The 12,725-nt window shown below is 60.6% G+C and carries 10 protein-coding genes; 2 read left to right on the forward strand and 8 right to left on the reverse strand.

Annotated features, from left to right (window positions below):
• Positions 1-12 precede the first annotated feature (12 nt).
• Positions 13-198, forward strand: a complete 186-nt coding sequence (locus HHL22_RS20485; protein ID WP_169533238.1) for a hypothetical protein — start codon at positions 13-15, stop codon at positions 196-198.
• On the opposite strand, the gene HHL22_RS20490 is transcribed toward HHL22_RS20485, so the two are convergent.
• The 7 genes from HHL22_RS20490 to HHL22_RS20520 form a co-directional block, all read right to left on the reverse strand.
• Positions 188-4,570, reverse strand: coding sequence for a phage tail tape measure protein (locus HHL22_RS20490; protein WP_169533239.1), 4,383 nt, complete (start codon positions 4,568-4,570; stop codon positions 188-190). The genes HHL22_RS20485 and HHL22_RS20490 overlap by 11 nt on opposite strands.
• Before the next feature lie 103 nt (positions 4,571-4,673).
• Positions 4,674-5,099: a hypothetical protein gene (locus HHL22_RS20495; RefSeq protein WP_169533240.1), complete on the reverse strand. Its 426-nt coding sequence runs from the start codon at positions 5,097-5,099 to the stop codon at positions 4,674-4,676.
• Positions 5,023-5,394, reverse strand: a complete 372-nt coding sequence (locus HHL22_RS20500; RefSeq protein ID WP_169533241.1) for a hypothetical protein — start codon at positions 5,392-5,394, stop codon at positions 5,023-5,025. Before HHL22_RS20500 ends, HHL22_RS20495 begins: the two co-directional genes overlap by 77 nt.
• A 36-nt stretch (positions 5,395-5,430) precedes the next feature.
• On the reverse strand, positions 5,431-6,024 hold the full coding sequence (locus HHL22_RS20505; RefSeq protein ID WP_169533242.1) for a hypothetical protein: 594 nt from the start codon (positions 6,022-6,024) through the stop codon (positions 5,431-5,433).
• A 2-nt stretch (positions 6,025-6,026) separates the two neighbouring features.
• Positions 6,027-6,731, reverse strand: a complete 705-nt coding sequence (locus HHL22_RS20510) for a hypothetical protein (protein WP_169533243.1) — start codon at positions 6,729-6,731, stop codon at positions 6,027-6,029.
• An 81-nt stretch (positions 6,732-6,812) separates the two neighbouring features.
• Positions 6,813-7,535: a hypothetical protein gene (locus HHL22_RS20515; protein ID WP_169533244.1), complete on the reverse strand. Its 723-nt coding sequence runs from the start codon at positions 7,533-7,535 to the stop codon at positions 6,813-6,815.
• A 62-nt stretch (positions 7,536-7,597) separates the two neighbouring features.
• Complete coding sequence (locus tag HHL22_RS20520) at positions 7,598-8,488, reverse strand: hypothetical protein (protein ID WP_169533245.1); 891 nt, start codon at positions 8,486-8,488, stop codon at positions 7,598-7,600.
• A 458-nt stretch (positions 8,489-8,946) separates the two neighbouring features.
• On the opposite strand from HHL22_RS20520, the gene HHL22_RS20525 reads away from it, so the two are divergent.
• The gene (locus tag HHL22_RS20525) at positions 8,947-10,095 is read left to right on the forward strand and encodes an acyltransferase family protein (protein WP_169533246.1); all 1,149 of its coding nucleotides are present in this window, start codon (positions 8,947-8,949) and stop codon (positions 10,093-10,095) included.
• A gap of 1 nt (position 10,096) precedes the next feature.
• On the opposite strand, the gene HHL22_RS20530 is transcribed toward HHL22_RS20525, so the two are convergent.
• Positions 10,097-12,724 (reverse strand): hypothetical protein, encoded by a 2,628-nt coding sequence (locus tag HHL22_RS20530; RefSeq protein ID WP_169533247.1) that lies wholly within the window; start codon positions 12,722-12,724, stop codon positions 10,097-10,099.
• Position 12,725: the final 1 nt, after the last annotated feature.

Here is a 12,725-nt window from a genome sequence, read left to right on the forward strand (position 1 = left end):
TGGTTTAATGGGTTGATTGAAGCAGAGATATATTTTGGCAATACACGTGATAAAAATTGCCAGAAAACATTATTTTCTTCCCTTACTATTTCTGATAAAATAAAAACGAAGCAGCTTGAGCAAGAAGAAATATTAGTCAAGAAAGCAGAAGCAGCGGCAGCAAGTGATGCGCTTCGTCGTAGAGCATCTAAGCTTTAGAATTAGGCCGGTGCCTTTTATTAATAATATCACGGCGCTGTCTGTCAGCCTCTATCCGACGCACAAGGTCTCCTTGCTCATTCAGTCGGTTATACTCTTGTTCCTGAATGGCCCGGCGCACCTGCTGTAGTTCGATAAGCAGCGCGTTCGTATCAGCCCGTTGCATCAGCAGCGCTGCGGCCTGCTGCTGAGCGGCCCCGCGCTGGATGCGCTCGGTAGTGCGCTGCAAGTCGGTCTGCTGGGTGCGGTACTGGATACGCTCGACCGCCTGCGCCTGTTGAGCCAGGATGTTCCGGGTTTCGGGTGCAGTGTATACCACGTCGTGCTGTTGGAGCTGCACCACAGTTGGCTTGGTAGCCAGCTTCAGGCCAGTGCGGGCCTGGCCGTAGAGTTCGGGCCCCCGGTCGCCAACGATGGCCAGTTCGGCCGGGCCGCCCTCGCGCCCCTTGAAGTACTGGGGTAGGGGCTTACTTAATACGACAGCCGCCTGCACTGCCCCTAGGGCCAAGTCGGCCGCAATGAATGGCAGGGCAGCCGCAAACGTGTAGGTCGCAATTTCCTTTGCCACCGCCGCGGCCGTGTTGATAGCGATGCTGAAAAGAGCCCCATCCCGTTCGGCTTTCGCTTTATCGTAATTGAGTTTAGCCAGGCGCTTCTGGTGGTCCTTTTCAATTTTCTCTTTTAGCTCCGCATTGTCGCCTGCGACTTTGATGCTATTCTCATAGGCTGCGTTCTCGTCCTGAATCTGCTTATCAATAAGATTGCCCTTGATTTGGAAGAAACTCTGCTCGGCAAACTGCGCATATTCCGCTACCTTATCGATAATAGCTCTGGTGCGCTCTGCCGATTGCTTGCGTTGCTCTAAGCTTTGGCTATCGGATTCCTTTTGTCGTTCCAGAATGTCTTTATTCGCAGCAATCTGGTCTTCAATCGTGGTTTGGTGAAAGCTTTTGTCCAGCGCAAGAATCTCGTCGGTGTGCTTTTTCTTATTTGCCAGACTACGCCTGTCATATTGATTCTGCGTGATTTCACCACGCACCAACTGGCCCGAGAGTAGCGATTCTTGCGCGTCGCCAGCATGTAGAATTTCGTCTACCTTGTCTTTATAAGTTTTGACGCGAGGAATGAGGTCGGCCGTAAGTTGGTCGATATCAATCTTGGGCGCCTTAAACTCCAGCGGTTTCACTTCCAGCTTATCCTGCAAAGCCTGCTGCTCTTTAAGTACGTCACGGCCATACTGCTGCTGTACCGTTAGGCGCTTGATGGCGGCGGCCTGCTCAATGTCCGTAAGTTCGGCCGCGCTCACGCCCTTGGCCCGCTTTGCCTTAATCGCTTCGTCGTTAATGGCAATCAACTTCTCATCGCGCTCCGTGCGCAGAATGGCGATGCGCGTAGCCGCAGCTTGCCGCTCCAGCGCCGTAATCTGGTTCTGCGTCGTGGCCACCGAAACCCGAAATACTTCTGGCGAGAGTTGCTTATCATCGAAAAGCTTGCCCTGCTCAGTTTGCAGTTTTTTCAGGTCGTCAATGCGCTTTTGGGTATCGGATAGCTGGCCGGCCAGGCTAGTCCGGCGCTGCTCAGCCTGGGCCTTCGCCGCGCGGTCGAGAATGACTTCCGCGCCACCCGCCGCCGCACCCAGCCCGGTTTGTGCCTGCGCTGCCTGATTGGTAACGCCCGCGAAAAGGCCCGTTTCGTAGGCCGCGCGCGCATTGAGCTTGGCCAGGCCATCGAGCTTGGTATTATAGTCGGCTGTCAGCTGGGCCAGCTTGCCGCGCGTGGCGCCTAGCTCAATCTGGGCCCGGCTCAGCTGCTCGACGCCCGCGCTGAGTTCGCCGTAGCCCATGTTGTTGGCGAAGTCGTCGGCCTGGGCCCGCGCCTGCTCGGCTGTAATGCCAAGTAGCTTCTCGCGGGTACTGATTTGCTGCTCCAGGGCTTTAATGTTCAACTGCTCCTGCTGCTGCTGCGCCTTCAGGGCATCAGCTTCCAACACCAGCGTCGACACGGCTTGGTTGCTGAGCAACAGCTTCTGCGAAATCAGCCGTTTGGTCGCGGCTTCGTTGAGTACCAGCTGGCCCGTTTCCTTGTCGATAGCCGCCGCGCTCTCCCCTAGGCTGTCGCGCAGCTGCAAGGTGATGAGGTTCAGTTCGCCCTTCCCATCCTTAGCCGGCTTCACGCCCTTGGCCGTGAGGTCCTGGTAGCGCTCCAGCAGGGCCTGGGCCGTGCTGGCCGCCTGCTGGTTGGCCAGGCCGTTAGCTGCCGTGGCCGCCGTATTCTCCTGCACCGACTTGGTGTTGCCAGTGAGCTTGCTGAGCAGGGCGGAAAACTGGTTCAGGGTAGCGCCCAGCGACCGGCTCAACCCGTCCAGGTTGTTGATGATGATATTCTTTACCACCGCCCCAAAGCGGCTGCCGGCGGTACTGATGTTGTCGAGCTGCTTGGCCGCTTGCTCGTTGGCGGCACTCGTGCCCGTCACGGCCACCGTCAGGCGCTCCACCTCGGCCCGGTTGGCCACGAGCAGCTTGGCGCTGTTGGCATTCTCCAGCCCGAAGAGCTTAGTATACTGCGCCGTCGTCAGGTTTTGCTTGGCCAAATTATCCAGTGCCGTACTCAGGCCCACCACCTCCGGGTTGGTGTCCTTGGCGCCGGCGGCCAGCTTGGCCAGCACGGCGCGCAGTTGGGTGCCGGCCTGCTCGCCCTTGATGCTACGTTCGGCTAGCAGCTGAATAAGGGCCACCGACTTCTCCACCGAGATATTGGCGCTGGCTGCGTTTACCCCGAAGTAGCGCAGCGATTCGGCCGTCTGGGGAATGGTCGCCGCCCCTTCCTTGGCCCCGGCGGCCAGTGCGTTCACGTAGCGCCCGGCTTCCTGGGCCGAGGCAGAATACTGGTTCATTACGCCCGTGAGGGCTTCGGCGGCCGCGGGCAGCTCTTCCTTTGAGGCCGCGGCCAGCAGCAGCGCCTGCTCGGTGACGGCTGCCAGGTTCTCCTTGCTGTCGAGCAGCGCCGGCTGGGCCGAGCCTACTAACTCAAACGCCTTGAGAACTTCTGCGGCGCTCTTGCCGACTTTGGGCCCTAGGTCCTCGGCCCGGTCGGCCATGAACTGCAAGTCTTCGCCCACGGCGCCGGTAAGGGCCGAGAGGCTGCTCAGCGCCGATTGAAACTCCGCATCCGTGCTGAAGGCCGCCGACACGCCCCCCAGGATGGCCTGCACCCCAATCAGGCCCACGCCGAGTTGCGTGATAGCGCCCGTAAGGCCCTGCTTGCTGAAGCCTAACTGCTCGGCTACTTGCTTGAAGCCACCGCCCGCCTTCTCGGTGCTGGCCGGGATGCTGTCGAGTTCCTTCTTCGTGCTGGCAATTTGAAAGCCGAGCTTGCGGTACTCTTCCGAATCGGTGCCGGCCGATTTGGCTACGTCCTGCTGGGCTTTCTCCAGCCGCACTAGGTTGCTGACGGTCGGGTTGATAGCGGCCGTGTACTGTTCGATTTGACTGTTGGCCTGCTCGTAGCTCAACCCCGCCTGGGCAGCCGCTTTCTGGGCAGCCGTCAGAAAGCCGATGCGTTTTTGCTCCAATTGCTGGTAGCGTTGAGAATCCGCATTGAGGCCATTTTGCTGGGCCTGCACCTTGGCTAGTTCCTGCACTAAACTTGCAAACCCCCCTTTGTAGTCGCCCACCGACCGGGTGAAGATGCCTATTTGGGCATCGTAGGCCTTCAGCTTGGCCGTATTCTGGGCAATCTGGTTTTGCAGCGCCGCCACCCGCTGCTCGTTGCCCCCTAGGCCCCCGTCGAGCGCCTTGAGCGTGGCAATGAGGCGCTTGTTCTGGGCATCGAGCGCGTCGTAGCTGCCGCGGGCGGCGGTGAGTTCCGAGTTGGTACCGCGCAGGGCCTGCGAGAGGGCGGTGGTTTCGGTCTTGGCCGTGCGAATGGCGGTGGCCGCGGCCGTGATGCGGGCCGTGTCGCCGCTCTTGTAGGCTTCGCGCAGCTCGTTTTGCAGGGCCCGGCTGGCGCTCTGCGCCTGCTTGGTGGCGTCGTTGACCACCTGCTGCGCTTTGGCCTGCTCGGCCAGCTGCTGCTGCAGGCGCTGCTGCTCCCCGCGCAGGGCCACGATTTGGGCGTTCAGGGCCGCGAATACGACGCGCTCCTGCTCGCTGGCCATGTTGATGGCCCCAATCTGCCCGGCCAGCTGCCCACCCTGAGTGGAGATGTCGGCCAGCGCCGCCTTCACCCGCCCGCCGTCGGCCTCCAGGTTCTTGGCAAAATTGCGGTAGTTGCGCGAAAGGCCCTGGATGCTGGCCGTGAACTCGGCCAGCAGCTGGGCCCCCGAGCCCAAATTGGGGTCGAAGAACTCTTCGAGTGAGATTGGCTTTCCCATAATTATGCGTAAAGTACGCTACTAAAAGCACGAAAAAGGGCGGGCCATACGCCCGCCCTTTCGGGAAGTGAGTAGGGGCAGAGCCTGCCCCCGCCCAAGGGCCTTATCTGCTGCTGAAGCGGCTGTAGAGCAGCCCGGCCAGCAGCGCGCTCAGCAGCGCGTTGACGACGCCCTTGCGGTGGGCGCGGGCGCGGTACATGGCCGTTTTCTGGGTCTGGCTGGCGAGCTGCCGCTGGCTGCCGTCGTAGGCCACCCGTAGGCTGTCTGCCCCGCGCTGGCTGGCCCGGTAGGCTACATCTAGTGAATCCAGTGCCCAGTTGTAGAGGTGGCTGGCGTTGCGCCAAGCGCCCTGCTGCTGGTGGATGGATACGCGCAGCGCCCCGAGGGTTAGCAGGCTGTCGCGCACCTGGTTTTGCTGCGGCACGGTCAGGCAAACGGGGCGGGTCGGCAGCTTATCGACCAAAGAGCGTTGCCCAAAACTGGGCCAGGCCGCTAGAGTCAGCAGCAGGAGTAGATACAGGGTGCGCATGGCGGGCGTAGTAAGTGGCGGAATCGTCGTAGGCCCGGGCGGCGGCGCGTAGCGTGCTGGCGGCGTGCTCTGCGCTAGTGGCCCGCTGGTGGTAAGCGGCGGCGGCGGCCAGGGCCTTGTCCTGCTGGGCCTGCTGCTGGCGCTGCTCGCGCTTGGTCAGCATGCCGGCGGGCCGGGTGTGGCAGGTGGTCACGGCCTGGCTGGAAGCGATGATGAGCCCGGCGAGTAGGAGCGGAATCCAGGTACTGGGGCGGCGAAGCCAGCTTGTAAAGCCGGTGAGTAAGAGCTGAAGCATAGGGCAGGGTAGGGCGGTAGAGATGCTTCGGCAAGGCTATTTGTAGTCCCAGCGGGCGGCGGCCGTGACGGCGGTGGCGAAGTAGAAGGTGCGGTGCAGGCCCGCCTTGGCGCCGCGGCCCTCATTGCCCCCTAGGCAGTAGAAGCCCCTAGGGGGCCGGCCCTTGCGCAGCGGTGCTACTCGCTCGTCGGCGCGGGTGACGTGGTGAATAATGACCGAGGGCCGCCAGGCAAAGCCTACTAGGTCGCCGGGCTGAATGCTGTCGAGCACTCCACGCCGCCCCACATGGTAGAAGGTGCGAGGTAGCAGCACCTTGCCCGTGGCATCGGTAAACCAGCACCGCGCGGCTCCCTGCATGCCGGCGGCCGGAATGGGCAGGCCGTGGGCACGCTGGTTGGCCGCCTGTGTAAAGCCACACCACTCCGGGCGCTGAGCGGGTACCCCGCCGCCGGCCTTGATGATGGCGGCCACGGCCGGCCCATCATTGCGGCCGCTTGCTTCCCGCACACCCAGGCGGGCGCGCAGCCAGTCGAGAGTAGCCGCTTGCACCCTAGGGTCGCGGCGCGGCTGGGCTTGGCCTGTGAAGCAGAGTAGCAATGGCAGCCAGGCTAGTAGCAAGAGCTTTTTCATGGCTACTGCACGCTAAAGCCTGCCCACACGCTGATGCCCGCCGCTAGCACAAATAGGCCGAAGAAGCCCAGCAGCAGCTTTACCCGGTCGAGGTCACCCTGCCGCAGGAAGCTGCGCTTAAAGCCGGCCACCGGCGTCTCCAGCCCCACGGCGGCGGCGCGGGCCGGGTCGCTGTAGTCGCCTTTGGCCCAATCGGGCACCACCGGCATAGCAGCGTTGAGTGCGCCCCACCCGAGGCCCATAATCAGGCAGAATACCACCACGGCCACGGCTAGCTTGAGCAGCACCAGCGAGGGGTCAACCACCTTGGCGCTTTCCGCCGCGGCCGCGCCGGCGGCCTCCTTGGCAATTTCGGAGAGGCTGCTGCCCGCCGCGGCGGCCTTGCGGGCGGCACGCTCGGCGGCGGAGGTCACCAGCCAATTGAAGAGGGCTACGAAGCCGTAGAGCGCGCCGGCGCCCAAGTAGACCCAGTTCCAGCGCCGTAGCACCTGGCGCACGCGGCCCCAGGGCGTGCAGGGCGCAGGGCTGGCCGAATCGAGCTCGGCTGGCGTCGGCTCGGGGGCTAGGTAGGCGCGGGCGGCCTGGGCGGGGCTCGGGTCTACGCGGGCCTTGAGTTGGCCCAGGCGGTAGTAGAGGTGCCATACCAGCACGGCTAGCACGCCGATAATGGCCAGCAGGCCCAGGGCAATGTCGCGAAAATCCATCATACAGAAAAAGAGGGGGTTAGAATTAGCCAAAAAGAAAGTAGAGCACGTCGCCGCCGAGGGCCAGCACCAGCAGCCAGAAGGTTACCTGGCCGAGCCGGTCAAGGTGGCTTTCAGCTGCTGGGCTTGCGAGCGCGTCAAAAGCACGGTGGCACAGGTGACGCCAGAGTTGTGTAAGTCGTGCAGGTCGGCGGCCGTGAGCGCGTGCTGGGTCTGCCAGCTCAGGGCCAGCATCGTGAACTTTTGGTATTCCCCCTTCGGGTCGGGCATCACCTGGTAGTAGGCCGACCAGGCTCCCGAGGCGAGCAAGGCAGCCTGCACTGCTGCACTGTCGGCGGTGCGGGCATCCGGCACATACAGGGCCCTGCCAGGCAAGTAGGGTATGCGGCTTATTTCCAGCCACAGGGGCTTGGGCAGCGGCGTGGCCTGCAGGTCGGTCACGCTCTGCATCTCCGCTTCCCGTACCTCCACCACGCACGTCACGTGGGCGGAACCATCGGAGCACACCTCGTACTCGGTGATGCTCACCCGGTCGGGCTTGTAGTCCTTCTGAATGAGCAGCAGCAAAGTGGTAAGCCCGCGCATATTGGCCGTGAGCATGGCCTCTACTTCCTTGAGGGCGGCCTCCTGCCCGGCCCCGCGGTGCACCAACCGCCTGAGCCAGCCCAGCAAGCCAGTCCAGCACCAGGCGAAAAAGGCTTTGAAGCCCTCCTGGGCTTCTTTTTTGTAAATGCCCAGCAGCACCAGCACCGCCCCAATGGCTGTGTCTAGCAGCCCCTCGGGCGTAAGCAGTTTGTTCCAGTTCATTCGCCATGAGCGGGCGTTGGGGCTAGGTGAGCACGTAGCGGGTAGGGGGAAGGAGAAAGGGCTTACTGGCCGACGTACTTCTTGCGCTCGATGGCCGCGTTGTCGTACTCGGCGACCTCCACGTAAAAGCCGGGGCCGGGACCGGCCAACCGCTGGCCGAGCTGGTTGTAGTAGCTGCGCCGCACCAGGGCCGGGCCGGCCAGGGCGACAACTGGCGAGTAAGCCGCCTGGCCATCCGTGTCCACGCTGCGCAGGCGGTAGTAGACGGCAGCAGGGCTGGCCTGGTCGGGGTAGGAGTAGGCCGTGGCCCCGCGCGCGGTCACTTGCCCGATGGGCGCGAACTGCCGCCCATCCGCGCTGCGCTCCACCTCGTAGCGGGCGGCGTTGAGCTCGGAGGCCACGCGCCACTCCAGCAGCACCCCGTGGCCCACGGCGCGGGCCGTGAAGGCGAGCAGCGTGACGGGCAAGGGCACCTGGGTGCAGGGAATCTCTACGCCGTCGTAGTAGTAGCCGAAGTTGCGCGCCTGCAACTGCCCGCAGTTCTGCAGCTGCCCGGCCACCTGCAAGAGGTTGGTAACGACCAGCGTGCCCGTGGTGGTGTTGGTCAGGCGGCCCTTGGCGGCGACCGGCACGTCCTGGAAGGTAGCCTGGCCCTGGTTGACAAACAGCCCCTCGTTGATTTGGAGGAAGGTGGCCTCCAGCGTGCCGGCATTGAGCAGCTGCGCCCCGTACTCCAGGGCGCCCTGGGAGGGGTGCCAGGTGCCCTCGTTGACGATGCGCACGCCGGGGCCCACTACCTGAAACGTACAGTACGCCGTCACCCCCTTGGGAATGAGCAGGGACTCGCCCGCGCGCAGCTGCCGGCCCTCGAACAGGCCCAGGTTCTGGCCGGCGACGTAGGTGTAGTCCTGCCCGAGGGCCAGGTGGCCCGCCAGCAGCAACAGGGCGAGCAAACACGGGAACAGGGGACGCCCGTGCCGGGGGCGCCTAGCGTTGCAGTCGAGCGGGAGCATGCAGGAAAGCGAATGACTAAAATAATGCTTAAAATAAGCACATAAAAGTCATTCCTGCCGAGCTGATTTTGCTCAAATCGCCCTAGGGTGCTAATAGGCAGTAAAAAGCCCCGCCGGGTGGGGCGAAGCTTTTCTAGTGCCGACCTTTATGCCATGAGCACATTGGGTATTATCAGCCGCACGCGGCGCCGGAAGAAGCGCAGAAATCCAAACAAGGTCAAAGACAGCAATTTTTTGCCTTGGCTATTATTGGGCATACTAGCAGTATTTGTCTTGCTTGTCAAGTGCTTTGGCTAGGGATTTGACGCAAGCAAAAAGACGGATTATATAAAGCAGCCGCAAACAGATTTACCCCTTTAAAAACATTTAAGGGTAAGTTTGCAGCTTACTTTATATATATGGAGCCTGAAATTCGCAAATTGCCCGTACGTTTTTACGAAATTGATTTATTGCGTTTTTTGGCAGCGCTGAGCGTAGTATTCTACCATTACACTTACCGCAGCTATCACCAAGGGAATTTTAGCCCTGTTAATTATCCTGCCTTAGGGCCGATTACGAAATACGGCTTTTTGGGAGTACAGCTGTTTTTTATCATCAGCGGCTACGTGGTACTCATGTCTGCGCAGGGCAAAACAGTACGACAATTCTTTATCTCGCGGGTGACGAGGCTGTACCCTGCCTTCTGGGTGGCCTGCACGTTAACATTCGTGGTAGTACGCATCTGGGGACCAGCGCCGGGGTCGGTGGGTTGGTCTAGCTCACTCGATGTTTCCGTGCGCGAGTATGCGCTGAATATGACTATGCTACACGGATTTGTAGGGGTCGAGGACCTGGATTCGGCGTATTGGTCGCTGACAGTAGAAATCGGCTTTTATTTCCTGATAGCGGTGCTAGCCGGCTGGCGGCTGTTCTCCTACTTGCCCTGGGTGCTGGCTATTTGGCTGGCGTACTGTGCATTCAATGGGCCGGCCGGCAACGTGGACTCGCCGTTTTTCCAACTATTTTTCCCTAAGTACGCACCGTATTTCATTGCCGGCATGGTATTCTACTTGCTGCAAACCAAGGCTTTTCGCGCTAGTGTGCTTTACGCACTACTAGCAGGCGCCTATTTGCTAACCTTGCGAAGCGTGCGATTAGATATGGTACAAGGCCGCACAGTTTTTCAGGACCCCGATTTTTCCGTGGGCGTAGGTATAGCAGCGGTATCCGGTTTTTTTATGATTTTCTGGCTCCTGATAAAGCGGTATTTCGACTTGAGCCGCTACCAGTGGCTGAGTTATTGTGGCGCGCTTACGTATCCGCTCTACCTGGTGCACTCTTCTATTGGCTACGTTATCTACCAGCACCTGGGCTACAGTGTCAACCGCTATGTGCTACTGGCTGGGCTGCTGACTGGGCTATTGCTGCTGGCTTGGACTATTCACGTAGCTGTCGAAAAACGCCTGGCCAAACCGCTCGGCCAACGCACCAATCAGCTGCTTGATAAGCTGACTAATGCGTTGGCCGAGCGCAAACCGATTGCCTTACCTGCCGCGCCAGGCAAGTGAATTAGCTAAACACTGCTTCGTCCCGAATCAGGGCCGTGCCGCTGGTATTGACAATTTTCACCACGTCCCCGTCATTAAGGCCCATCAGGCTCACGTAGATTATTTCCTTGGCCCCGCCCCCGCTGCCCGTGTTGCACGTGCCGCTGGTTGTCTTCGTGCCATTCACGTACACGTCGAACGTGGCGGCGTACTCGTCGCCGTAGCCTTGCAGCGTCACGTTGCTGTAGCCCCCGCTCGGCATGGTGAACTGATAATAGCCCCCGTTATCGTTGCAGTAGCGGCAGCTGCCGGCGTAGGCAGCACTCGTGTCGTATTTGGCCCAGGTGCCCGACTCGGTAAAGGCTGCGTCCGTTTCCTCTATCGTGTACGCCGTTACCCCGCCCCCGGAGCTAGCCGGAATGGGCGAATAAATGGGCAGCGCCGCCAGGGAATTGTCATTCAAGGGGCGGTTGAAGACGTACCAATCATCTAGGGCTCCGTCCCAGGTCAGGGTGTGGCGTTGGTCGCTGCCAAAGGTCCAGTCCAGGGCCGAGTCGTCTGCCAGTAGGCTGGTTTGGGCGACGCCAATGTTGTTGCCCTTCTCCAAATTCATCCAGAAATTATTCTTGTCGAAGCGAAGCGCAACGGGTACCGTTTTGCCCGCATAGTCTTTTACCGGGCCAGTTAAGACGCTTATGTTGCCGTTAGCATCGGTGGAGAAGGCCTTGAACTGACCCGTCGTGCTGCTGGCCGTGCTGGCGCGAAAAAAGGCCAGCAAGACCTGACCATGGTCAGTGTTGAATTTGCCCAGCGTCAGCGTGGTGTCGCTGCTGCCGCCGTTATTGGGCCCGACGGTCAACCGCCCCGCTACCGTAAAGCCGTTAGTCAGGGTGTCAGGGTTTTGGTGCTGGCGGCGCACATATTGCCCGCTGGCGTGCGAGAGCCGCAGGGCGCCCGCGTTTACCGCGGCCCCCTTGAACGCCGTAAGGGCCAAGCCGAATGGCCCGCTGTCGTTGAGGTCGGAAAACTTATAGTTGCAAATCAGGCCGGTGGTAATGTCCACCTCATTGGCAGCCGTTACCCCAAATAGATTGCCTGTTTTAGTGGTAATGGTGCCCAGCAGCGTGCAGGCCGTAAGGGGCGAACTGATGCCGTCCACTGCAAAATTATTGCCGCGCAGGCTCGCTATGGCACTATCCGCAGTTTGTAGTAGGGCGGGGTAGTTGCTGGCATTGCACCCGGCAATAAAATTATTTTCCAACGTGAAGCTGTTGGACACACACTGCAAGAATATCCCCGCCCCATCTATACCACTAATGTTAGCCTGGTATTTTACGTACGGATTTACCGTGGCATTCTGCTGCACGGAAAACGAGTTGTTGCGTATGACTACGTCGTTAAACGTGGCCGTAGTCGAGCCGCCCGCATAAAAGCAGCTGCTCGCAGTAAAGCGGTCGAAGACAGCCACAAACTCGCCACAGCTACCGGTATTGCCTTCAATCAGTATGCCGTTTAAGCCCTGGCCCACGTCTAAGAAGCGCAGCCCGTGCTGCCCCACGGGACCGTCGGGGAAATAATTGCGCCGGATAATGGTGTTGGTACCCACACCGTAGCAGGCGTATAGGTCGTAGCAGTCGGCTACGCCGTTGTTGTGGCCCGGCGTGGGGAAGTATCCGTCCACTGCGCACCACGAACCTCGGTCATCCCCTTTGTTATCAATAACGCAGTCCTGAACGATACAGTTGGCGTAAGGGCCCATGTGCTTGGGTCCGTCAATGCAGAGCTGGCCTGGCTTGATGGTAGGGCTCTGCTTGTACTGCACGTTGCTCAACAGCCAGTTCGTGAAGTTGGCAATGCTACCCATGATGCTGGCAACGTTGCGAATTTCACAGTCCCGAATGGAGAAGTTATCTACCCCGCGGAAGTAGTAGGCGCTGCAAAAGCCCGTATTGGTGGCCGCAATGGGCCGCAGCAAGTTGCCATTGGCGTCGCGGCCGTTGCCGTTGAAGATGCCACCGCGGAAAGTCACGTTCTTATCGCTGACGATAGGAGCTGTACCCCGCGCGTAAGCCGGGTTCTTGTTTTGCAGCAGTGACTCGGCGACGCCCACCCGCTGCACCACCCCGCAGTTGGGCATATTCAGCCAATCCAGGTTCGAGGAGGCGACAAGGCGGTCCGTTGAAAAGGCGCAGTCGTTGATGACCAGCGTCATCGTGTTGTGGTCGAGCCCGTCGAGAATGGCGGCTATTTTGGCCGTTTGGTCGTTGCCCGTCGTGGTCGGGTGCATCGAGAGGTCAGCGTCGGAAACGATGCCCAGGGTGCTCAGCAGCTTAACGTTACCAGGTAAGCTGCCGCCGTTGATGGGAATGTTGTCCACCAGCACGCTATCGGGGATGCTCCAGCTCCCGTCATACAGCCCCACAATAATGCGGTAGCAGTAGCCCGGAACGAGCGTGGTAACGGAACCACCGGCCGTCTGTCCGCCGTAGGCGCCTGCGTAGCTCTGCAGGGCCGTGGCCTGGCCGCTGGACTCGCGGTAGAGGCGCAGCACGTTGCTTTGCCAGGGCGTGGTACTGGCGCCCAGCGACAGGCTAGCGCCGCCCCGGTACTGGAAAACGAAGTTTTTCCTGGTTACTACTAAATCTGCCATC

The sequence above is a fragment of the Hymenobacter polaris genome, from assembly GCF_012927305.1.
Classification (GTDB): domain Bacteria; phylum Bacteroidota; class Bacteroidia; order Cytophagales; family Hymenobacteraceae; genus Hymenobacter; species Hymenobacter polaris.